Here is a 23220-nt window from a genome sequence, read left to right as displayed (position 1 = left end):
CCGTTCCGAAAAACCTCGCACTGGCTGCGGGGTTTTTTTATGGTCCACAATCAATCGGATTAATATTGCGGCGCGATTGTGCGCCGACGCGCCCGGATATGCAGGCTATGCAACGCGAATACCACTACAAGCCCAATGGCGAAGTCCCCCCCGGCGAGCAGCTGCCCGCCGGCCTGCGCCGCATCGCCGTCGGTGTCGAATACTGTGGTGCGAAGTTGCACGGTTTCCAGAAACAGAAATCCGCCGCTGCGACTGTGCAGGCGCACCTGGAAAAAGCGCTGTCGAGTATTGCCGCGGAGGAAATCACCCTGGTCTGCGCCGGCCGTACCGACGCGGGTGTGCACGCCACCGGTCAGGTCATCCACTTCGATACCACGGCGCAGCGCCCGGCGCGCGCCTGGGTGCAGGGCGTCAACACCAAACTGCCGGATGCCGTGCGGGTGCACTGGGCAAAAGAGGTGCCGGCGCAGTTCCACGCCCGCTTTTCCGCACGCGCGCGCAGTTACCGTTACCTGATCCACAGCGCGCCGACCCGCTCCGCCCAGGCGGCCAGCGAAGTGACCTGGACCCAGCACGGCCTGGGTCTCGACGCCATGCGTGCCGGCGCGCAACACCTGTTGGGCGAGCACGATTTCACCAGTTACCGCGCCAGCCAGTGCCAGGCGAAAAGCCCGGTGCGCGAGATTACGCGGCTGGATATTGCCCGGGTGGGGCAGCTGATCGTGCTCGAGATCAGCGCCAATGCCTTCCTGCACCATATGGTGCGCAATATTACCGGCGTGTTGATGGCGGTCGGCCGCGGCGAGCGCAGTCCGCAGTGGGTCAGGGAGGTCCTGGAAGCCCGCGACCGCAGCGCCGCCGGCGTCACCGCGCCACCGTTCGGTCTCTACCTGGTCGACGTGCAGTATCCGCAGGAGTTCGACCTGCCGACCAGCGAACCGGGCCCGCTGCTGGTGCCGCTACCGCTCGGTGGCCTGCCGGCTTGATTGCGGGCCGCTACAGGGCCGTTGCCGGCGGTGGTGCAGCCGGCGTCAGGCCGTCACTATCGAGCAGCAGGTTGCGCTTCAGATAACGCTGCAACGTTTGCGGATTATCATCCTGCCGCCGCCCGCCGAGATACCGCGACAGGAATGTCTCGACCAGGTAGTAGTAGGCTTCACGAGCCAGCGGCGCGCGAAAGTTGTGGCCTTCGTGCGGATCCAGCAGCAACGCGACGGCATTGTCATTAGCCTGCAGTTGCGTGACAAATCCCTTCACACGCCGTTGGTCCACCCGTGGATCTACACCGCCGGCGATCACCAGCAGGGGTTTTTTGATGGCGTCGACATGCGTAGCGGGCATACGATCGCGCATTGTCTTCACGACCTGCGGATCGTCCAGATCGCCCGCCAGTTGGTCGAGCGAGTCGGTCCAGCGCAGACCGTTGTTACGCAGCTCGAAATGTTCACTGTAGTCGCGGAAGCTGCTGATCAGGTCCACCGGCGGTGATGAGGCCACGCCGGCGACGAAGCGGTCTGGGGTGAATGCCAGCCCTGTGAGTGCCGCGAAGCCGCCGAAAGAGTGGCCGACGATAGCCTGCTTGTGCGCATCACCGATACCGTTTGCGAGCAGGTAATCCAGCCCGTCGAGAATATCCTGTTGCACCCGCCCGCGGCCGAATTCGCCTTTGCCTGCCAGTGCGAAGTCGCGACTGTAACCGGTGGAGGCGCGGAAATTGGGTTCAAAAACGATATAGCCGCGATTGGCGAGAAACTGGGTAAAGCGGTTCGGGGTTGAATCCACACGGTTCCAGGGGCCGCCGTGGGGCAGGGCGATAATCGGGGCGTGGTGCAGGTTGCGACCGCGCGGCAGGGTTACATAGGCGGGAATCGACAGGCCGTCTGACGCGTTGAAGGTGAAGGGGATTTTCTCGCTCAGCTGGGACTCCCGCGCCGGATCATCCGCGGAAAATTCTTCCAGTAACGGCCGCGGATTGTCGCTCCCGGCAGGTAGCAGGAAATAGCGCGGGCGGTGATAGTCCGAGCGCGTCGCGCGGACCAGCCAGTTGCCGTTGGCACTGTGGGCGTCGATGTCCAGGTCGAGGCCGTGCAACCGGGCCTGCAGCGAACGTACGCGGTCGGCCGCCGCACCCAATCCGTAATTGTGTCTCAGTTCGCTGCGGTAGCTGGCGATCAGCGGGGCTATCCCGTTTCGCGCCATGCTCACTGAATCCAGGCTGGCGATGCCGAGCGGGTCCCGGTGCAGTTCCGTCAACTGGCCGCTTGCGGTATCCAGTTGCAACAGGCGGCGATACTGTCCGCCGCCATCGCTGCGCAGCACCAGTTTGTTATTGTGGAATCCCAGCAGTGCACAGGCGTCGAGAAGATCGCACTGCAATACTTTCCGTTTTTCTCCGCCCTGTTGAATCTGCAGGATTTCCTGGTGATCGCCGCGCGCCAGGCGCATGTAGCGTACGCCGCCGGCATCGGTCAGCAGGTCGCGTACGGGTGTTTCTGTGTGCAGCAGCGCAGTGCGCTCGCCGCTCGTGCCGATACGGTAAAGGTTGTGGCCGCCGCCCGTGTCGGGCAGTGACACCAGTGCGGCGGCCGGGACAGCCGGGTCTGTGCCGAGAGAAAACTGCTGCTTATCCGCCTCGAGTTTTACCAGCAGATGCGCCCGCCCCCCGGCGGTTTCCAGTGCCGCGAGACCGTAGCTGGTCTGCAGGAAGAGCGTGTGGCTATCGCTGGACCAGTCCAGTGACTGCAGATCGCGGCTGCGCAAGCGCTCGACCTGCTCGCCGCTCGCCAGCTCTAGCTGGTGCAGGGCCAGCTCCCGTCCACTGCGGGTCACGAATGCCACCCGGCGTTCGTCCGGGGACAGGCGGGCCAGGGCGAGCTTGGGGCTGTCGAGAAAATATTGCCGCGGTAACAGCTCCGCCGGCGCGCTGGATTCGCTGCTGGCGACCGCTGCGGCCAGCGGCGGCGGCAGTTCCGCGCTGGCTGGCAGTGGCGGGAGCAGCATGGCTCCGGCGAGAAAGAGTGCCGCTGGTTTTTTTGTCATGCCGGCTGCACCTCGCGGATTCCCTGCGCGGGCTTTTGTACCGTTGCGCTGTGCCTGTCGGTCAGGAACAGGAAGCTGAGCAGTCCGGGCAGGCCGGTTAAGGCGTTGCACAGTATCCAGGCTGCGCGACCCGGGAGTGACAGCCGGGTGCGCCGGGCCAGCAGGGCGGTGATCAATGCGCAAAACAGGGCCATGACCAGCATTGCCGTTGAGATTTTTTGCGGCAGCGGGCGCGCGATTAATTCCTGCAGCGCAACCGAGTTTTCACTCTGCGGTTCAATCGCCGAGCGGGTCGCCCTATTCAGGTAGGCAAACAGCGGCGAGATCAGGTATTCCTTATAGCGGAACCACAGCGGGTATATGGGTTGCAGCGTTCGAGTGCGGGTAACGGCAAACTCCCCGCCCAGCGGCAGCAGTCCGCTGATCAGGTAGGCGGGGCTAGCCGGATCCCAGCCCTCGCGGCCGTAATTGCCGCAAACGAAGGTCAGCGCAAAACCGTCGGCCAGCTCCGCGGCGTACACCCAGCGCAGATTCACCCGTGTTTGCGGCAACGGCACTACAGCGTCGGCCTGCAGCGGGCCGTGTCCGTTTTGTACGTCAAACGCATCGAAGAAATACAGCTTGCGATCGCTGAAGGCGATAGCCATTTTCCCCTCTACCTGTATGCCGCTGCGAAAATGCTCCTGCGGTTCGAGTGAATAGCGCATTTCCAGGCGCCTGTTGTCGAAATCAACCCGGTAAATCGCCCGCGGCATGACCAGGGTGGTGCTGTCGAGGATCTGTGGAATCCCGCGGAAATACTCTCCGCTGGCCAGATTCTGTGAAAACGGGTAGACGGCGCCGCGGCGGCCCATCCAGCCGGCGTCGGCACCACTGCGAACATTGATGCCTTTGAATAGCATGCGGTCGTGGCTGAAGTGCCAGCGGATGTTGCGCGCCTTATCGAACAGGAAGTGATCGGTGTCAGCGAATGGTAGTTGCTGGTGAAACGGGAAGTGATTCCATTGCGGTGCAGCGCGGTGCACTGCGGCAATTGCCAGCTCCTGTTCCAGCATCGGCGGTGCCTGGTTGCCGAATGCATATTGCATCGCTGCCGAATCCGCCATGGCCGTAATGGCCCGGGTGGTATCCGGGGCCGGGTTGTAATTGGGGTGTTGCCTGATCGCCATCAGGCCAAACTGGTAGCCGAGTGACGTGGCAATATACAGCGCGCAATAGAGTCCCCACTGAATGGCCAGCGCGGTAGGTACCAGCGCCGTGGGGGATTTCAGGCGGGCCTGCCGGTCCGGCTTGAAGGCACAGCGATTCAGCCACAACAGCAGGCCGGTTACCGCTAGTTGTGGAATGAAGATCCACAGCCCGGCTTCCCGGGTCATGAACAGTGTCGGCAGCGCGAGCACCACGAGAGCAACACGGCTACTGCTCAGCAGGATAAAGGTACCGCACAGATAGCCGCAGAATGCCAGCCCAAACAAGAACAGCGGCAGCAGATAAACGCGCAGGTCGAGGTCCTGCGCGCCGCTCAGATCGGCGCCCAGCAGAGTCAGATACAGCGGCGCGATGATGGCGACGGAGAGCAGCGTCAGCGCACCGGCCACGAGCGCGAGCCAGATGCGCGCTGGCGCCAGCGGCCGGTGCATCAGAAATACCCACTGGCTGGGGCGGCGGTAACCGCCGATCTGCACCAGGCCGAAGCCGAGGCCCAGCAACGCATAGAGGATGGCTGCGCTGTTGGCGATGTCGGAGTCGGAAGGTTGCAGCGCACCGTTGATATACAGGTAACCGAGCAGTAGCAGGTGCAATGCGGCGAGGCCCAGGGCCCATTTGCGAAAGCGTAGGCATTCGCATCGAATGAGATTCCACATTTTATATCCCTTTGTTTTTTCCCTGTTGTTTTCTTCCTACTGGGCCACGCGATGGTTTTTGGCCAGATACCCGTTGATCGCCTGGTCGAGGCTGACCGGCTGTTGGCTGTATACGCTGGCACCGCGTTCGCGCAGATAGCGTTGCAGCTTTTCGTCGGCATCGAGGACCATCAGGTGGTATTGGTCGTCGATGCGGCGCGCCTGCAGCAATCCGGGAATTTCGGCGTTGGTCGGCTGGTACTCGGGAAAGTCCACGATCCAGTAGCCCACCCGCTGGCGGAATTCATCCGGCGGTGACATGGCGCTCAGTGCGCCGTGCTCCATGATCAGCAGGTTGTCGGCCACCCGCTCGATTTCCTCCATCTGGTGTGAGCAGTAAATGATGGTGCCGCCGTTGTCCGCGCCGACAAACATCAATGCCTCGAGGAATGCGCGCTTGGCCACGATATCCAGGCCCAGCGTCGGCTCATCGAGGATCAGGAGTTCGGGGCTCTGCGCCAGTGCCAGCGACAGGTTGAAACCGGCGCGCTCGCCGCGGGACAGCTCGCTCACCTTCTGCGCGGCTTGCACGTCGAAGCTGCCCAGGACCTCCCGGTAAATGGCTTCCTGCCACTGGGGGTAGAGCTGTTGCTGCATGGCCTTGACCGCTCCGACCGTCATCCACTCGGGCAGTGTGTGTTCCTCGTTGACGAAACCGATACGGCCGCGCAGGTCCGCGGTCAGTTGCAGGCTGTCGCAGCCGAGCACCCGGGAGCTGCCACCGCTGGGCTCGGCCAGGCCCAATAACAGGCGGAACAGGGTGGATTTGCCGGCGCCGTTACTGCCAACGATGGCGTGGATGCCGCCGCGGGGAATATCGACACTGAGCTGATCCAGCGCGCACTTGCCCCCGAAGTGTTTGGTGAGATTGCGGGTGGAAATGGCCGGATCATTCATTGCCGGCACTCCTGGCCGGACCCGCGTCCAGCGCCTTGAGGTCGCGCTCCAGGCGTGCGAGCAAATCGTCGGCGTCGTAGTCGAGGCCGATGACCTGGTTGATGAACTGCTGGATTGCCTCGTTCAGCCGGCGCTCCTGCTCGCGGTCACTGAACAGTTTGCGCGGCTTGGAAACGAACAGGCCCAGCCCGGGGCGGGATTCCACCCAGCCCTGGGCAGTCAGTTCGCCGTAGGCCTTGGCGACGGTATTGGTATTGATCGTCAGCTGCATCGCCAGTCCGCGCACGCTGGGTAGCTTGGTGCCCGGCGCCAGTTCGCCGGCGGCGATCTGGCGCCGGATACTGTCGACGATCTGCCTGAAGATGGGGCGGGAGTCGCCGGTGTTGATCTGGATCATACGGATTTCCGTTCCTTCTGTACTGTGTGTGGTGGTACAGTAGGTTGGCCGCTGTCGCTTGTCAACTCCGCAGTACTTCGGCAGCGGAGCGGCAGTGGCGCCTGCGCATTTCGCGTCATCGGCCAATCTGCTAGTATCCCGGGCTCCCCCATTTTTGCGTGGCCGGTCGGCTGCGAATCGAGAGTTCGACACGGCGCTAGTGACGCAGTGCGCGAGGTCATGGAAAGGCGCGATGCAAGTAAAAATCTGTGGCATCACTGACATCGACGACGCAATCGCGGTGAGCGCAGCGGGCGCGGACGCGTTGGGCCTGGTGTTTTACGCCAAAAGCCCGCGTTTTGTGGCAGTGCAGCAGGCTGCCGCGATCGCCCGTGTCGTACCGCCCTTGACGACCCTGGTGGGCCTGTTCGTCGATGCCGATGCGGTGGCCGTGCGCGACGTCCTGGCGCGTGTGCCGCTCAATCTGCTGCAATTTCACGGCAGTGAGTCGGCCGATTACTGCGAGCAGTTCCAGCGCCCCTATCTCAAGGCGCTGCGCATGAAAGCCGATCTCGATGTAGCGGCGGCCATGGCCGCGCACCCGAACGCACGGGGTTTCCTGCTGGACGCCTACCGTCCGGGTGTGCCGGGTGGCACCGGGGAATCTTTTGACTGGCAGCGCGTGCCGCGGGACAGCGGCCGGCAGATAGTGCTGGCCGGTGGTCTGAAGCCGGACAATGTGGCGCGGGCCATCGCCGCGGCACAGCCGCAGGCGGTGGATGTCAGCGGTGGTGTCGAGGCGGCGCCCGGGCGCAAGGACCCGGACAAGGTCCGGGCGTTTATTCGCGCGGCCAAACGCGCGTTTGTGGAAGCTTGATTGGACGGAAGTCCGCGTGGATAAGGAGCAGTATTGTGAGTGAGCAAGGTGGTAAAGGCGGCGCGATAGATTTTTCCGCCTACCCGGATGCCAGCGGGCATTTCGGGCCCTACGGTGGCCGTTTCGTATCGGAGACATTGATCGGTGCGCTGGACGAGTTGCGCGAGATGTACTCGCGCCTGAAAGACGATCCGGAATTTGTCGCCGCCTTTGATTACGACCTGGCCCACTATGTCGGCCGCCCGTCGCCGCTGTATCTGGCCGAGCGCCTCACCGAGAAGGCCGGCGGTGCGCGCATCTGGCTCAAGCGTGAAGACCTCAACCACACCGGCGCCCACAAGGTGAATAACACGGTGGGGCAGGCGCTGCTGGCCAAGCACAGTGGCAAGACCCGCGTGATTGCCGAGACCGGCGCCGGCCAGCACGGCGTCGCCACGGCCACTGTGGCCGCACGCCTGGGGCTCAAGTGCGCCGTGTACATGGGTGCCGAAGACGTCAAGCGCCAGTCACCCAATGTCTACCGCATGAAGCTGCTGGGCGCCGAGGTGATCCCGGTGGAGTCCGGCTCCAAGACATTGAAAGACGCGATGAACGAAGCCATGCGCGACTGGGTTACCAATGTCGACGATACCTTCTACATCATCGGTACCGTGGCCGGCCCGCACCCCTACCCGCAGCTGGTGCGCGATTTCAACTCGGTGATCGGCCGCGAGGCCCGGCGCCAGAGCCTGGAAGAGTTCGGCCGGCTGCCGGACGCGCTGGTTGCCTGTGTCGGCGGCGGCTCCAATGCCATCGGCCTGTTCCACCCGTTCCTGGGCGACAGCGACGTGAAGATGTTCGGCGTCGAGGCCGGCGGTGAGGGGCTGGCCACCGGCCATCACGCCGCGCCGCTGAACGACGGGGTGCCTGGCATCCTGCACGGCAACCGCACCTACCTGATGGAAGACGAAGACGGCCAGATTATCGAGACCCACTCGGTTTCCGCCGGTCTCGATTATCCGGGCGTGGGCCCGGAGCACGCGTGGCTGAAAGATATCGGCCGGGTGCAGTATGTCACTGCCGACGACGAGGAGGCGCTCGCCGCCTTCCGCACCCTGACCCGCACCGAGGGCATTATTCCGGCGCTGGAATCCAGTCATGCGGTGGCCTACGGCCTCAAGCTGGCGGCGACCATGAAACCGGAACAGAACATTGTCGTGAACCTGTCCGGGCGCGGCGACAAGGATATTTTCACCGTGGCCGCGATCGACGGCATCGAAGTGTAAGAGGCGGCCGCGCCGGCGATTCCGCCAGGCAAGCGCGGCCGGGCCGACTCCCACAGTGCAATAGGGATTAAAGCAGTGACAGAACAGAATAGAATCGACCGCCGCTTCGCCGCGCTGCGCGCCGAGGGGCGCAAGGCGCTGGTGACCTACATCGTCGCCGGCGATGGCGGCCCGGAAAATACCGTGCCGCTGATGCACCAGCTGGTGGCCAGCGGCTCCGACCTGATCGAACTGGGTGTGCCTTTCTCCGACCCGATGGCCGAGGGCCCGGTGATCCAGAAAGGGCACGAGCGCGCGCTGGAGCACAAGACTTCACTGCGCAAGTGCCTGGAAATGGTGGCGGAGTTCCGTCGCGAGGACCCCGATACCCCGGTGATCCTCATGGGCTACGCCAACCCGATCGAGAAGATGGGTGCGGAACGCTTTGCCGATGCCGCCGGCGAAGCCGGTGTGGATGGCGCCCTGACCGTGGACCTGCCGGCGGAAGAGGCCGGCCCGCTGAACGAGATGCTGCGGGCGCGCAACCTGCGCAATATCTTCCTGCTCACGCCGACCACCAGTGACGCGCGGGTCGAGGCCATCGCGCGCCTCGCCAGCGGCTTTGTCTACTATGTATCCCTGAAGGGTGTCACCGGCGCCGGCAACCTGGATCCAAAGTCGGTGAGCGAGAACCTGGCGCGCATCCGCCGCCACACCGAGCTGCCACTGTGTGTCGGCTTCGGTATCAAGGACGGCGCCTCGGCCCGGGCGGTGAGCGCCGATGGCGACGGCGCGGTGGTCGGCAGTGTGCTGGTGGCGGCGATCGGTGAGGCGCAATCCGCCGACGCGGCGCGCGAGCGTGTCGCTGCGCTGGTGGGGGAGATGCGCGGCGCGCTGGACGCTTGATCGGCGTCACGAACTGGCCAGAAAGCCCGATTTGGCGGCTGAACTGACCGGGCCTCCATTGTACGATAGTGTTTTAATTCTCAGCCTGAAACCCACTGGTCGAAAAGTTGTTCGGCCCGCAAAACATCGGAAGTGGTAACGAGATGAGCTGGTTAGAAAAAATTGTTCCCGCAGTGATCCGCACCGAGCGCCGCGCCGGCGCCAGCAAGGTTCCGGAGGGGGTGTGGAAGAAGTGCGTCAAGTGCGACGCCATGCTGTACCGCCCGGAGCTGGAGCGCAATCTGGAAGTGTGCCCGAAGTGCGATCACCACATGCGCATCGGCGCGCGCCGGCGCCTGGATATCTTCCTCGACGAAGACGGGCGCGAAGAGCTGGCCACCGATGTGGAACCGGTGGACCGCCTGAAATTCAAGGATGTGAAAAAATACAAGGATCGCTTGAGCCAGGCGCAGAAAGCTACCGGTGAGAAGGATGCGCTGATTGCCATGCGCGGCACCCTCGAGGGCAAGCCGCTGGTGGCGGTGGCGTTCGAGTTTGCCTTTCACGGCGGTTCCATGGGCTATGTGGTCGGCGAGCGCTTTACCCGCGCCGCGCAACTGGCGCTGGAAGAGCGCATCCCGCTGGTATGCTTTTCCGCCACCGGTGGGGCGCGCATGCAGGAGGCGCTGATCTCGCTGATGCAGATGGCCAAGACCTCCGCGGTGCTGGAAAAAATGAAGATGGCCGGCGTGCCCTATATCTCGGTGATGACCGATCCGGTTTATGGTGGTGTGTCCGCGTCACTGGCACTGCTGGGCGATATCAACGCCGCCGAGCCCGGCGCGCGCGCCGGTTTTGCCGGGCCCAATATCATCGAGCAGACCATCCGCCAGAAGCTGCCCAAGGGCTTCCAGCGCGCGGAGTTCCTGCTGGATCACGGCGCCATCGATATGATTATCCCGCGCTACGAGATGCGCGAAACCATCGGCCGCCTGCTGGGCAAGCTGGCCTGGAGCTGAGCGCTGCCGGTATCCCGTCCGTGCGGACGACGATGCCGGGCTGGCGACGAGATTGATGAAACAGGAGCGGCCGCTGGTCGCGATCGGAGCCGTTCCCGCGGGAGGCCGATCGCGGCCAGCGGCCGCTCCTGCATTTCGGCGCGGCAAACATACGTTGCGACGGTTTTAACAGATGATGTCACTGCAAGACTGGCTGGCTCGCCTCGAGCGGCTGCACCCCACTGAAATTGAACTGGGCCTGGAGCGGGTATCCACCGTGGCGGATACGCTCGGCGTGCGCCAGCCGGCGCCGCATGTCATTACCGTTGCCGGCACCAACGGCAAGGGTTCCTGCGTCGCCAGCGCCGAGGCGCTGCTGTGCGCCGGCGGGCGCAGCGTCGGCGCCTACACCTCCCCGCACCTGCTGCGCTTCAACGAGCGGGTACGCATCGGTGGCCGCGAGGTGGAGGACGCCGACCTGGTGCTTGCCTTCGAGGCGATCGAGGCGGCCCGCGGCGATATCAGCCTGACCTATTTCGAGTACACCACACTGGCGGCGCTGTGGCTGTTCAAGCGCGCCGGCGTCGAGTTTGCGCTGCTCGAAGTGGGGCTCGGCGGGCGCCTGGACGCGGTCAACCTGGTGGATGGGGATGTCGCGGTGATCACCAGCGTGGCGGTGGATCACGAGGCCTGGCTGGGCAGCGACCGCGAGGTGATCGGCGCCGAGAAGGCCGGCATCCTGCGCTCCGGCCGCCCGTTCATCTGTGCCGACCCGGCACCGCCGCAGTCGGTGCTGGCGGCGGCCGCCGGCACCGGCGCGCCGGCGTACTTTATCGACCGCGACTTCACTGTCACTGCTGACCGCTACCGCTTCGGTGAGTTGGAATTGGCGCTGCCGCCGATCAGCTTGCCGCGCCCCAGTATCGGCGCTGCGATCACCGCGCTGGCGTTGCTGGATGCGCTGCCCGGCAGCGGCGCCGGGGGCGGAACCGCGCGTGCAGTGACCGGGGCACTGGCCGGCATACGCCTGGCCGGACGCCGCCAGCAGCTGCAGTACCGCGGCCGCACACTGTTACTCGACGTGGGCCACAACCCGGCCGCGGCGGAATACCTGGCGCGCTGGCTGCGCGACAACCCGGTGGCCGGCGCCACCCATGTGCTGGTGGCGGCGATGGCCGACAAAGATCTGGCCGGGCTGTTCGCGCCGCTCGATGACCTGGTCAGCCACTGGCATCCGGCACTGCTGCCGGGCAATCCGCGCGCGGCGGATTGCGCCGCGCTGCTGGACGGGTTGCAGCGCGCCGGTGTCGACACGGCGCGGATCGACCGCCAGTGTCCGGCGGTCGTCGATGGTCTGGCGCAGCTGTTGCCGACTCTCGGGTCGCAGGACAGGTTGCTTGTCTTCGGATCCTTCTTTACTGTGGCGGAAGTTTTACAACAGATCCGGGAAGTGGGTGATGGCGAGTCGTGAACCGGCCAGGCGTGGCCGCTTGAATGATGGCTTTCGGCAGCGCATTGTCGGTGCGCTGGTGCTGATCGCGCTGGCGGTGATCTTTCTGCCCAGCCTGTTCGACCGCGAAGGCACCCGCTATATCGATATGACCAGCCAGATTCCGCCGGCCCCGGATATCGAGCCGATCGAGATGGCTGCTCCGGAACCGGTGGCCGATGCGGCACCGGCACCGCCGGCAGACACGCTGTTCCAGCCGGAAGTAGTGGAACAGCGTTCCCCCGAGCCCGCCGAAACACCGCAAAAAGCGTCTGAGCCGAAGAAAGCCGAGCCGCAAAAACCCGCTAAAGAAGCACTGGCGAAACAGGATTCCGGCCCGCTGCTCGATGCCAAGGGCCTGCCGATGGCCTGGGTGGTGCAGGTGGCGGCCTACCGCGACAAGGCGCGCGCGGAAAAGCTGCGCGACAAGCTGATGGACGACGGTTACAAGGCCTACACCCGTGCCGTGACCACCGACAAGGGGCACTTCGTGCGCGTATTTGTCGGGCCCAAGGTCAGCAAGACGGACGCCGAGTCAGTCAAGCGCGAGCTGGACCAGATGCTCGGCGCCAGCACCCTCGTGTTACGCTTCAAGGCCTGATTTGGCAAGCGACGTCAACCGGAAGGCTGCAGATCCTAATTTCTACTGTGTTTGCGAACAGCTTCACGCGCTGGAGCGCTTCAGTTAGAATGCGCGCTCTTCGCGGCGACCGCCGCCTGGCAGGTAGGACTGGATGAACTGGGCTGACTGGACCATTCTGGCAATCGTGGCCATCTCCACGCTGATCGGTCTCAGCCGTGGTTTCGTGCGCGAAACCCTCTCCCTCCTGACCTGGGTTGCTGCCTTCGTCATTGCCATGATGTTTCGCGACGAGCTGGCGCCACTGCTTTCCAATCTGGTGGACACGCCGTCACTGCAGGCCATCGCTGCCTTTGCCATCCTGTTCATTTTCACGCTGCTGGCCGGCGCCGGGCTCAATATGACCCTGTCGGCGTTCGTCGAGGCGACTGGCCTGTCGGGTACCGACCGGGTACTGGGTATGGTGTTCGGGCTGGCGCGCGGCGGCATCGTGGTGGTGGCGCTACTTATTCTGGCACCGGCGCTGGTGCCGGTGGAGCAGGACGAATGGTGGCGCGACTCGGCGCTGATCCCGCATTTCCTCGCCTTTGAAGATACGGCGAAGGCATTGGCGGAGACGATCAAGGAGCTGTTCGTGCAGGGAACTGCCAACTGAGCAGCGCGGCCAGCCCTCCCGGGGGCCGCGCACAAGATGATTGAATTTAGCGGAGCGGTTGAGCCGCTCTCTCTCGACCAGTAGGGCCAAGACTATGTGTGGTATTGTCGGTATCGTCGGTAAGAGTGACGTCAACCTGCAGTTGTACGATGCGCTCACCCTGTTGCAGCACCGCGGGCAGGACGCCGCCGGCATCGTCACCTGTGATGGCGACCGCCTCAATCAGCAGAAGGCCAACGGCCTGGTGCGCGACGTGTTCCGCGCGCGCCATATGGAGCGCCTGAAGGGCAATTTTGGCATCGGCCATGTGCGCTATCCCACCGCCGGTGGTTCCGGCCCGGCGCTGGCCCAGCCCTTCTACGTCAACTCCCCCTACGGCATTGCCATGGCCCACAATGGCAACCTCACCAACAAAGACCAGGTGATGGAAGAGATCTATCAGCAGGACCTGCGTCATATCAGCACCGATTCCGATTCCGAGGTGCTGTTGAATGTGTTTGCTCACGAGTTGCTCGCACAGCACAAGCTGCAGCCGAAAGCCGAGGATGTGTTCACGGCGATGCGCGCGGTGCACAAGCGCGTGCGCGGCGGCTACGCCTGTGTGGCGCTGATCGTTGGCTACGGCGTGGTCGCTTTCCGCGATCCCAACGGTATCCGCCCGCTGGTGTACGGTAAGCGTGAGACCGACAAGGGCACCGAATACATGGTGGCGTCCGAATCCGTGGCCCTGGACGTGCTCGGTTATACCCTGGTGCGCGATGTGGCGCCGGGCGAGGCAATCTATATCGAACTGGACGGCACCGTGCACTCGGAGCAGTGCGCCGACAATCCGTCGCTGAACCCCTGTATCTTCGAACACGTTTACTTCGCGCGCCCCGATTCGATCATGGACGGCGTCTCCGTGCACAAGGCGCGCCTGCGCCAGGGCGAGCACCTGGCCGAAAAGATCCTGCGCGATCGCCCGGACCACGATATCGACGTGGTGATTCCGATTCCGGATTCCGCCCGCACCGCCGGGCAGACTGTTGCCCACCGCCTCGGCGTCAAGTTCCGCGAGGGCATGGTGAAGAACCGCTATATCGGCCGCACCTTCATCATGCCGGGACAGAAGCAGCGCAAGAAGTCCGTGCGCCAGAAGCTGAACGCGATCGAGCTGGAATTCCGCGGCAAGAACGTGCTGCTGGTGGATGACTCCATCGTGCGCGGTACCACCTGTAAGCAGATCATCCAGATGGCCCGCGAAGCGGGCGCCGCCAAGGTGTATTTCGCCTCCGCCGCGCCGGCAGTGAAGTTCCCCAACGTCTACGGTATCGATATGCCCTCCGCCGAAGAGCTGGTGGCCCACGATCGCACCACCGAGGAAATCTGCGAGGAGATCGGTGCCGACTGGCTGATCTACCAGGATCTCGAGGATCTGGTGGAGTGTTCCGCCGAGGGCAACGAAAAGATCGAGCAGTTCGACTGCTCCGTATTCGACGGCAACTATGTTACCGGCGACGTGGACGAGCAGTACCTGCACGACCTGCATACCGCGCGCAACGACGCCGCCAAGCAGAAGAAGGGCAGCGCCAGCTCGCTGTAAGCGGGCAATTACACGGCGCGACTCTGCAGGCGCTGAACAGGCTATGCCTGCCATGCCATTTCCGTAGGGGCGAACCTTGTGTTCGCCCTTGTCGTTACTGGCACCCGGGTCGGGCGAACACAAGGATCGCCCCTACGGAAAGAATTCGGGGATCGATTCGGCGGCGGTGCCTTGTGTGGCCCTGGCGCACCGTTGCTTTTATCGCCACTGTACGCATTCGGCTCGGCTTTGATCTCACTACCGCGGTAAGCGATCGCGCCATTTTCCCGCCATTTCGGTTACCATAACCGTCTCCGTAAACAGCAAAAAACCGGGATGGTTTATGTTCGAAGACGACGGCTATGCTCTGGACACCCTGGCGGTGCGCGCGGGACAGACGCGCTCCGACGAGGGCGAGCACTCCGAGGCGCTGTACCTCACCTCCAGTTACGTATTTCCCTCAGCCGCCGAGGCCGCGGCGCGTTTCTCCGGTGAAAATCCGGGCAACGTCTACTCCCGCTATACCAATCCCACCGTACGCATGTTCGAGCAGCGCATGGCCGCGCTGGAAGGCGGCGAGGCGGCAGTGGCCACCTCCAGTGGTATGGCCGCAATCCTGAGCCTGTGCATGGCGCTGCTGAAGAGCGGCGACAAGGTCATTTGCTCGCGCAGTGTCTTCGGTACCACCACCGCACTGTTTACCCGCTATATGCAGAAGTTCGGCGTGCGCGTCAGCTTCGTCGATCTCACCGATCGGCAGCAGTGGCAGGACGCCCTCGACGGCGATACCAAGCTGCTGTTCCTGGAAACGCCGTCCAACCCGCTGTGCGAGGTGGTGGATATCCGCGCGATGGCCGACCTGGCCCACAGTGCCGGTGCGCTGCTGGTGGTGGACAACTGTTTCTGCACCCCGGCGCTGCAGCGCCCGCTGGCGCTCGGCGCCGACATCGTGGTGCACTCGGCCACCAAATACCTGGACGGGCAGGGCCGCTGTGTCGGCGGCGTCGCGGTCGGTAAAAAGGACATCATGGACGAGCTGGTGATCTTCCTGCGCACCGCCGGCCCGAGCATGAGTCCGTTCAACGCCTGGGTATTCCTCAAGGGCCTGGAAACACTGAAACTGCGTATGGAGGCCCATTGCCGCAACGCGCTGGCGCTGGCCTTCTGGCTGGACGAGCAGGACGCAGTGGAAAAGGTCAACTATGCTGGCCTGCCCAAACATCCCGGCCACCTGCTGGCGGCAGAGCAGCAGCATATGTTCGGCGGCGTGCTGAGCTTTGCCGTGCGCGGCGGCCGCGAGGCGGCGTGGAAGGTCATCGACGCCTGCAAGATCTTCTCGGTCACCGCCAACCTCGGCGATGCCAAGAGCACCATCGTGCACCCGGCCACCACCACCCACGGCCGCCTCAGCGATGAGGACAAGGCCCGTGCCGGCATCACCGAGAACCTGATTAGGGTCTCGGCGGGGCTGGAAGATTTCGGGGATCTGCAGAGCGATCTGGCGCGGGGATTGGCGCTGCTGTAAGTGGCGCTATTTGTGACGGGGAGGGTAGAGCCTCCTTTTTCAACACCTATGATTAAGAGTCAGTTTGGCGCAAAGCACAATACCCGACGAGCAGGTTTCGATACCGGGGGCTTTTTGCCAGACCTTCTGCGGCCAGGGATGGCCGCGGAGAGCGTACAGGGATGTATTCACAGCGTGTCTGGCAAAAAGCCCCCGGTAGCGGGACCGCCCCGGAACCGGAACAGGGCTCAAATACCCGGAAGCACCGCATAGAAAAACCGAGCAGTAATGGATTAGCCGTGCAAAAGATTATTTCCGCCATCGTTGCCGATATCGGCAAAGTGCTGTTGGGCAAGGAACATCAGGTGAAACTGGCGCTGGCCTGTTTGTTGTCACGCGGCCACCTGTTGATCGAGGACCTGCCCGGTATGGGCAAGACCACGCTGGCACACGCCCTGGCGCAGGTATTGGGGCTCTCCTACAACCGGGTGCAGTTCACCAGCGATATGCTGCCGGCGGATATTCTCGGGGTCTCCATCTTCGAACGGGAGTCCGGCCAGTTCCGTTTCCACGAAGGGCCGGTATTCAGCCAGCTGCTGCTGGCCGATGAAATCAACCGCGCCTCGCCCAAGACCCAGAGCGCCCTGCTCGAAGCGATGGAAGAGCGCCAGGTCAGCATCGACGGCGATACCCGCCCACTGCCGCAACCCTTCTTTGTCATCGCCACCCAGAACCCGCTGCACCAGGCCGGCACCTTCGCCCTGCCGGAATCCCAGCTCGACCGCTTCCTGATGCGCATCGGTCTCGGCTACCCCACCCGCGAAGCCGAGCGGGCGCTGTTTCAGGGCGTCGATCCGCGCCTGCAGCTGCAGCGCCTGAAACCGCGTATCGACGGTGCCACCCTGCACAAGATGCAGGCGCTGGTGGGGCAGGTGAAGGCTTCCGACAGCCTGCTCGACTACCTCGAGCGACTGGTGCAGCACACCCGCCAGAGCCCCGACTGTGCCGTGGGCCTGTCGCCCCGTGGCGCACTGGCGCTGCTGCACTCGGCGCGCGCCTGGGCACTGATCCACGGCCGCGGCCACCTGCTGCCGGACGATATCCAGGCAGTGCTGCCGGCGGTGGCCGGTCACCGCCTGCAGGCCGGCGCCCAGGGCGACTGGGGCGACGGCGTCCAGCTGGTGGAGCGGCTGCTGCACCAGGTCGACGTGATCGCTGCCTGATCCCGTGGCGGGCACGAGAGCGGCATTCGCAGCGCTCGGCGGGCGCTGGCGCGAACTCACCGAGCGCTGGCTGCAGCGCCGCGCGCCGGCCGCGCGCCGGGTCACGCTCGACCACAGCCGCCTGTTTATCCTGCCCACCCGCGCCGGGCTGGCGTTTCTGATGGTGGTCATCATCCTGTGGCTGCTCGGCACCAACTACGAAAACAACCTGGTGTTCGCGCTGACCTTTCTGCTGGTGAGCCTGTTCGCGGTGTTGCCGGTGCACACCTTTGCCAATCTCTCCGGCCTGCAGCTGCGCCTGTGCGAGGTGCGCCCGGTGTTCGCCGGTGATTACGCCGAAGCGCTGTTGCGCGTCGGCCGCCCCGGCAATCGTATCCGCGAACGCATCGAAATTTTCTGGCCGCCGGAACAGGGTGCGTGGCTGGACCTGGTGGACCGCGGTGAGGAGGAGGTGCGTGTGGCGCTGCCGGTGGTGCGCCGCGGCCGCGTGCGCGCGCCGCGCCTGCGGGTGCAGAGCCGTTTCCCACTGGGACTGTTTCGCTGCTGGAGCCGGGTCGACCTGGATGTGGAGTTTCTCGTTTACCCGCAACCCAAATCCGCCGGCCCGCTGCCGCTCGGCGCCGCCACTGCGGACGGTGAATCAGTGCAGAAGCGCGCCGGCGGCGACGACTTCGCCGGTCTGGCGACTTACCGGCCGGGCGATTCGCCGCGCCACCTGGCGTGGAAGCAGTATGCCGGTGGCCGCGACCTCTATTCCAAGCGCTACGAGAGTGGTGTCGATACGCGCCTGTGGCTGGACTGGGACCTGCTGGCCGGGCGCGATGTTGAAACGCGCCTCTGTAATCTGTGCCACTGGGCGCTGCAGGCGGAGCGCGAACAGAGCGCCTACGGCTTGCGCCTGCCCGGCACCGTTATCCAGCCGGCGCTGGGCCCGGATCATCTGCGGCGGGTGCTGACCGCACTGGCGCTGTTCCCGATCCACGCACCGGCGGGGGGCGACCGATGAGCACCGCCGAACGCCTGCCGCGGGAGAGCCTGCTGTGGATTTTCGCCGCCCAGCTGGCGGCGCTGCTGCCGCAGTTTTCGCGCCTGCCGCTGTGGATTCCGATCGCCTGGGCGCTGGCGGTCTACTGGCGTTTCCAGGTGTACCGCGGTCGCTGGGACCTGCCCGGGCGCTGGATCAAGTTACTGGCGGTGGTGCTGGCGCTGGGCGGCCTGCTGCTGTCGTTCCGCCACTGGTTCTCGCTGGCGCCGATGGTCGCGCTGCTGGCGGTTTCCTTTACGCTCAAGAACCTGGAACTGTTCAACCGCCGCGACGCCTTCCTGAGTCTGTTGCTGTCCTATTTTGTCGCCGCCACGCTGTTCGTGTTCGAGCAGTCGATTCCCTATGCGATTTACGGTTGCCTGTGCGTGGTGGTGATTACCGCCGGGCTGGCGGCGCAACTGGGCAGCCACAGCGCCGCGCCGCGCCGCGCTTTGGGTCTGTCGCTGCGCCTGCTGGCGCAGGCGGTACCGCTGATGTTGCTGCTGTTCGTCGTGTTGCCGAGGCTGGGGCCGCTGTGGGCGGTGCCACAGAGCAGCGGCGGTGCCAGCACCGGTATCAGCGACTCGATGAGCCCCGGGGATTTCACCGATCTGTCCCGCTCCGATGAGCCGACCCTGCGTATCGCCTTCGACGGCCCGGTGCCGCCGCCGGAGCAGCGCTACTGGCGCGGCCTGGTGTACGAACACTTTGACGGTCGCCGCTGGAGCCTCGCCAACCACCGCTACAGCGGCGGCCCGCACTGGCAGCTGCCCCCCGCACGGCCGCTGCCGGAAGTGGGGCCGCGCTACCGCTACCGGGTGATTCAGGAACCCACCAACAGCCGCTGGCTGTTCGCGATGGCGCGGCCGAACTCCAACACCGAGGGTGTCGAGGAAATGCCCGACGACCGTCTGTTGCGCCGCGCACCGGTGTACAGCCGCTTCGCCTACGAGGTGCGCTCCTGGCCGCGCGAGAGCCTGGCCGCGGGGCCGCCGCTGTCGTTGCGGGCGCGCCGCCGCAACCTGCAACTGCCCGACGGCGTCAACCCGCGCACGCGCGCGTGGGTTCGCAATCTGCGCCGCCGCGGGCTGGATGCACAGCAGATGTCGGCGGCGCTGCTGGACTTCTTTCACCGCGATTTCACCTACACGCTGAAACCGCCCGCGCTCGGCGCCGACAGTGTCGACGACTTTCTGTTTGACACCCGGCAGGGCTTCTGCGAGCACTTTGCCGGCGCTTATGTCTTCGCCATGCGCGCCGCCGGTGTGCCGGCGCGGGTGGTGGCCGGCTACCAGGGCGGCGAATGGGTGGCGCAGGAAAAATATCTACTGGTGCGCCAGTACGACGCCCATGCCTGGGCGGAAATCTGGACGCCGGCGCGCGGCTGGCAGCGGGTCGATCCCACTGCGGCGGTGTCGCCGGAGCGCATCCGCGACGGTCTCGAGAGTGCCGCCGCGGATGAATTCATGCAGGACTCGCTGCTGCCGCTGCACCGCATCTCGATTCTCAACCGCCTGCGCTTGCAGTGGGATATGATCAACTACCGCTGGTACAGCACGGTGATCAGTTTCGACAGCGACAAGCAGCAGAGCCTGTTGCAGCGCCTGCTTGGCGAGGTATCGGCATTGCGTATGGCGCTGTTGCTGGCGGTGCCGGCGGCGCTGGCGCTACTGGGCATTCTGGCGTGGATGTGGTTTAGTGGCCGCGGCGCGCGGGCGCCACGCAGCAGCCGCCTGTACCGCAAATTCTGCCGCCGCCTGGCGCGCGCCGGTCTGCAGCGCCGCAGTGGCGAGGCGCCGCGGGACTTCTGCCGGCGCGTGTGTGTCGAGCGCCCGCAGCTGGCGCCGGCGGTGCGGGCGATCACGGCGGCCTTCGAGCGCGCTGCCTACGGTGGCGATGCGGCGGCGGAAAAACAGCTGCGCCTGCTGTTGCGCCGCTTTTGGCCGCTGCGCGCTGCCGCTGCTCGATAACGCCTGATGTCTCTGCCCCAATCGGAATCCGTAATGTCGTTTCCCGCCCTATCGGCAACCCTGAAAAGATTTCTGTTCGGCTACGGCGGCACCTCGCTGGCCACCGGCCTGCAGGTAGTGTTGCTGCCATGGATTGCAGTCAAGGTGGTGGATCTGCCGGCGCTGCACCTTGGCTGGGTACAGGCGTCGGTGCTGCTGCCGAACCTGCTGTTTCTACTGTTCGGCGGCGCACTCGCGGATCGCCGCGATGCTGCCAGAGTGGCGGCGCTGGCGTGCCTGGGGCTGGCGGTCTGCCACCTGGCGCTGCTGCTGTATTTCCAGGTCCGTATTCCCAACCTGGCGGTGCTGCTGCTCTATGGAGTCAGCCTTGGCGTCTGCACCGCTTTCCTGCAACCGGCGCGGGATAACCTGGTGCAGCGCAGCGCGCGCAGCGACGACGGCCGCGCCAGCGAGCGCGGTGTGCAGCAGACGGTCACCTGGATGATGCTGGCCCAGTACGGCGGCCAGGCGCTGGGCATGCTGCTGGCGAGCCGCTTCGATCACTGGGGCCTGCGGCCGCTGCTGTCACTGCAGGCGGCGGTCGTGGCAGTGGCGGCGCTCTTTTTCTATTCGCTGCGCGAACCCCGCGCGACGCTGCCACCGGAGCAGGGCAAACGGCCGCTGACGCTGATCGCCGAGGGCCTGGCCGAGGCGTGGCGACGCCCGGCGCTGCGCGAGCTGGTGGCACTGATGGCATTCAACGGTTTCGTGCATATCGGTGTCTTTCTGGTGGTGCTGCCGTTGTTGGCGGAAGACTACGGGCGCGGCGCCAGTTATTACGCCACGCTGCAGCTGGCGTTTATCGGCGGCACCGTGGCGGCGACGGTCACCATGCTGCGCCGCGGCCAGGGCACCCGGCCCGGGCGCGGTATCCTCATGTGTCTAGCCTACAGCGCCGCGCTGCTGGTAGCGATCAGCTTCGGCCCTACACCGTTCGGGCTGATCCTGCTGTGCGCCTGCTGGGGCGGTGTGGCGGCGGCCTCGGCGGTGCTGGGGCGCGCGGTCGTACAGGTGCTGGCACCGGACGCCTATCGCAGCCGCTTGATCTCGATCTACCAGCTGGCGCTGTTCGGTTCGGCGGCGCTGGGGGCGCTGGCGGCGGGGGCGTTGAGTGAATACGCGGCACCGCTGACCACGCTGCTGTGGGCCGGTATTGTCAGTCTGCTGGCATTCGTGCTGGTGATGGCGAGCGGTGCGCTGAAGCGGCTGGAAATTGGCGCTACCTAGCGCGCCGTGCGGCTGATGCGGTAACCGATCCCGTTGCCACAAGCCCTGTGGCGGTGCATTCCTTTTTAAAGGCCACTACGCCGACGCAATTGCCAACCAGGTCTTATTCCAGCGGTTAGCGGCGGTGATTTCGTTGACGCGGGTTTTCCTCTCACCTACTTTTTGATAACGCTGTCATCTGATGCCAAGGTGCATCCGGCGGCGCGTTGTACCCGTTCGAGTGAAGTCCAATCTGTACACAAGCGGGCGGCCCGGCGGTGGCAAGGGAGGTGCCGGTATTGCCCGAGCGACACGCAACCGAAAAGGATAACAATATGCTACGTACGATTACTGGAGTACTCGTTTCCGTCGCTGCCCTGTGGGCCGCGCCGGGTTTCGCCTACGACTGCAGCGGTCTCGCAGCGTGGGACCGGCACCTGAGCTATCAGACCGGTGATCAAGTGCAGTACAACGGCACCGCCTATGAGGCCCAGGCCGCGGCCGGTACCAAGGACCAGCCCTCCAAGGGCGATCCGTGGCTGGCACTGGGCAGCTGCGATAGCAGCTCTTCGTCCAGTTCCTCTTCCAGCTCCTCGTCTTCTTCCAGTTCGAGTTCCAGCTCATCCTCCGGCGGCAGTGGTGCGCCCATGTCGATCTATGGCGCCTGGCACTGCGGTAACCATTTCTGTGACTGGAGCCTGCCGCGGGATACCACGCCCGGCGGTGAGTTTGATGTGGCCAACCACTGGATGATCGATCGCGGCGACGGCAGGCCGTCGATCAACCTGGTGATTCTCAGCTTTCTCGAGCCGCTGAAACTGCTCAACCAGACCACCGATGATAATTTCGTCAACGGCGTGCCGCGCGGCATGACCACCGACGTGGTCAACTACTTCAAGGATCACGGCATCCGCGTGATGGTTTCCATGGGCGGCATCACCTATACCGATGCCTGGGACCAGGCGCTGGTGACCGACCCCGCCGGTCTGGCGATGCGGGCGCACCAGGTGGTACTGGATCTGGGCCTGGACGGCTTTGAGATCGACTGGGAGAACGGCACCCCGGGGGATGCCGAGCTGGCCGGTATCGAGACGTTTATCAGTACCTACCGCGGCCTCAGCGGCGGCGGCTACCTGACGCTCGACCTGGCCGTGGGCGACCGCTATCTGCAGGAACTGAGCCGGCGCGCCGCCGCCGACTGGCTGCCCAATGGCAAGATCGACTATATCAACGCCATGGTGCCGCGCGGCGAGCCTGCCACTGATCAGTGGCAGGAGCATGTGGATGGCAAGTTCAACTACAGCCCGCCGATCCTGCCCAAGGCGCCGGCCAAGGTGGCGGTCAGCATGTGGCTGACCGACGGCAATCAGCCGCAGGAGAACTGCGTGGACTTCGCCAATTCGACCCAGTTGGCCAAAGCGGATTTCGTGCAGAATATTGCCCCGAATGGTGCCGGCAGTAGCAACGGCTTCCTCGGTTATATGTTCTGGGCCGCCGAGTGTCCGTCTACGCGTAATGTCTGTACCACACCTCCCAATGGTTGCGAGGGCGGCATGGGCGCGGGCGCTTCGTATTTCGATATCCCCATCCCGATCGGCACGCTGCGCCAGGACTGAGGTTTGATAGGGCGGCCATGGGGCCGCCCGTTGTTTGAATTCGGTGCGTTGTTCCCGCCGACTCGATTCCCCACCGCGACTCTTCACCCTATCCCTGCAGCGCGTTACGGATACAGCCCGTGGATTGGGGCGT

At 64.7% G+C, this 23220-nt stretch carries 19 protein-coding genes; 15 read left to right on the top strand and 4 right to left on the bottom strand.

Translation table 11 applies throughout. The features are described 5' to 3' along the window. Positions 1-107: 107 nt before the first annotated feature. Positions 108-986: a tRNA pseudouridine(38-40) synthase TruA gene (gene truA / locus ABDK11_RS13265; protein WP_346836990.1), complete on the top strand. Its 879-nt coding sequence runs from the start codon at positions 108-110 to the stop codon at positions 984-986. 10 nt (positions 987-996) lie between these two features. Here truA and ABDK11_RS13260 read toward each other — a convergent pair whose 3' ends face one another. Genes ABDK11_RS13260 through ABDK11_RS13245 form a run of 4 tightly spaced genes read right to left on the bottom strand, consistent with a single transcriptional unit; the run spans position 997 to position 6237 of the window. Continuing rightward, positions 997-3039 (bottom strand): alpha/beta fold hydrolase, encoded by a 2043-nt coding sequence (locus ABDK11_RS13260; RefSeq protein WP_346836989.1) that lies wholly within the window; start codon positions 3037-3039, stop codon positions 997-999. Beyond that, positions 3036-4904 carry a hypothetical protein gene (locus ABDK11_RS13255; protein WP_346836988.1) on the bottom strand — a complete coding sequence of 623 codons (1869 nt, stop codon included), beginning with the start codon at positions 4902-4904 and terminating at the stop codon, positions 3036-3038. The genes ABDK11_RS13260 and ABDK11_RS13255 overlap by 4 nt, the downstream gene beginning before the upstream one ends. A gap of 36 nt (positions 4905-4940) precedes the next feature. Further along, on the bottom strand, positions 4941-5840 hold the full coding sequence (locus ABDK11_RS13250; protein ID WP_346836987.1) for an ABC transporter ATP-binding protein: 900 nt from the start codon (positions 5838-5840) through the stop codon (positions 4941-4943). Further along, on the bottom strand, positions 5833-6237 hold the full coding sequence (locus ABDK11_RS13245; protein WP_346836986.1) for a GntR family transcriptional regulator: 405 nt from the start codon (positions 6235-6237) through the stop codon (positions 5833-5835). Before ABDK11_RS13245 ends, ABDK11_RS13250 begins: the two co-directional genes overlap by 8 nt. 232 nt (positions 6238-6469) lie before the next feature. Between ABDK11_RS13245 and ABDK11_RS13240 the strand changes: the two genes are divergently transcribed. The 14 genes from ABDK11_RS13240 to ABDK11_RS13175 all read left to right on the top strand — a co-directional run bounded on the left by ABDK11_RS13240 (position 6470) and on the right by ABDK11_RS13175 (position 23087). Further along, positions 6470-7093 (top strand): phosphoribosylanthranilate isomerase, encoded by a 624-nt coding sequence (locus tag ABDK11_RS13240; RefSeq protein ID WP_346836985.1) that lies wholly within the window; start codon positions 6470-6472, stop codon positions 7091-7093. A 35-nt stretch (positions 7094-7128) separates the two neighbouring features. Further along, on the top strand, positions 7129-8358 hold the full coding sequence (trpB, locus tag ABDK11_RS13235) for a tryptophan synthase subunit beta (RefSeq protein ID WP_346836984.1): 1230 nt from the start codon (positions 7129-7131) through the stop codon (positions 8356-8358). A gap of 75 nt (positions 8359-8433) precedes the next feature. Next, entirely contained in the window at positions 8434-9243 is an 810-nt protein-coding gene (trpA, locus tag ABDK11_RS13230; protein WP_346836983.1) for a tryptophan synthase subunit alpha, read from the top strand. Between the two features lie 143 nt (positions 9244-9386). Further along, the gene (accD, locus tag ABDK11_RS13225) at positions 9387-10241 is read left to right on the top strand and encodes an acetyl-CoA carboxylase, carboxyltransferase subunit beta (RefSeq protein WP_346836982.1); all 855 of its coding nucleotides are present in this window, start codon (positions 9387-9389) and stop codon (positions 10239-10241) included. A 172-nt stretch (positions 10242-10413) separates the two neighbouring features. Continuing rightward, the gene (folC, locus tag ABDK11_RS13220) at positions 10414-11691 is read left to right on the top strand and encodes a bifunctional tetrahydrofolate synthase/dihydrofolate synthase (RefSeq protein WP_346836981.1); all 1278 of its coding nucleotides are present in this window, start codon (positions 10414-10416) and stop codon (positions 11689-11691) included. Next, positions 11678-12310, top strand: a complete 633-nt coding sequence (locus tag ABDK11_RS13215) for an SPOR domain-containing protein (RefSeq protein WP_346836980.1) — start codon at positions 11678-11680, stop codon at positions 12308-12310. Before folC ends, ABDK11_RS13215 begins: the two co-directional genes overlap by 14 nt. Before the next feature lie 133 nt (positions 12311-12443). After that, a complete protein-coding gene (locus ABDK11_RS13210; protein WP_346836979.1) occupies positions 12444-12944 on the top strand; it encodes a CvpA family protein in 501 nt (166 codons plus the stop codon). A 94-nt stretch (positions 12945-13038) separates the two neighbouring features. Beyond that, positions 13039-14526, top strand: a complete 1488-nt coding sequence (purF, locus tag ABDK11_RS13205; RefSeq protein WP_346836978.1) for an amidophosphoribosyltransferase — start codon at positions 13039-13041, stop codon at positions 14524-14526. Positions 14527-14848: 322 nt separating this feature from the next. Then, positions 14849-16030, top strand: a complete 1182-nt coding sequence (locus ABDK11_RS13200; RefSeq protein WP_346836977.1) for an O-succinylhomoserine sulfhydrylase — start codon at positions 14849-14851, stop codon at positions 16028-16030. Between the two features lie 278 nt (positions 16031-16308). Further along, positions 16309-17232 carry a MoxR family ATPase gene (locus tag ABDK11_RS13195; protein WP_346836976.1) on the top strand — a complete coding sequence of 308 codons (924 nt, stop codon included), beginning with the start codon at positions 16309-16311 and terminating at the stop codon, positions 17230-17232. A 4-nt stretch (positions 17233-17236) separates the two neighbouring features. After that, on the top strand, positions 17237-18238 hold the full coding sequence (locus tag ABDK11_RS13190; protein ID WP_346836975.1) for a DUF58 domain-containing protein: 1002 nt from the start codon (positions 17237-17239) through the stop codon (positions 18236-18238). Further along, positions 18235-20226, top strand: coding sequence for a DUF3488 and transglutaminase-like domain-containing protein (locus ABDK11_RS13185; protein ID WP_346836974.1), 1992 nt, complete (start codon positions 18235-18237; stop codon positions 20224-20226). The genes ABDK11_RS13190 and ABDK11_RS13185 overlap by 4 nt, the downstream gene beginning before the upstream one ends. Before the next feature lie 33 nt (positions 20227-20259). Further along, positions 20260-21492 carry an MFS transporter gene (locus ABDK11_RS13180; RefSeq protein WP_346836973.1) on the top strand — a complete coding sequence of 411 codons (1233 nt, stop codon included), beginning with the start codon at positions 20260-20262 and terminating at the stop codon, positions 21490-21492. A gap of 314 nt (positions 21493-21806) precedes the next feature. Continuing rightward, positions 21807-23087 carry a hypothetical protein gene (locus ABDK11_RS13175; RefSeq protein WP_346836972.1) on the top strand — a complete coding sequence of 427 codons (1281 nt, stop codon included), beginning with the start codon at positions 21807-21809 and terminating at the stop codon, positions 23085-23087. The last annotated feature ends 133 nt before the right edge of the window (positions 23088-23220 follow it).

Source organism: Microbulbifer sp. SAOS-129_SWC (assembly GCF_039696035.1).
Classification (GTDB): Bacteria; Pseudomonadota; Gammaproteobacteria; order Pseudomonadales; family Cellvibrionaceae; genus Microbulbifer.
The sequence above is the reverse complement of the archived record's forward strand: the minus strand, read 5'-3'. Positions and strand labels throughout refer to the sequence as shown.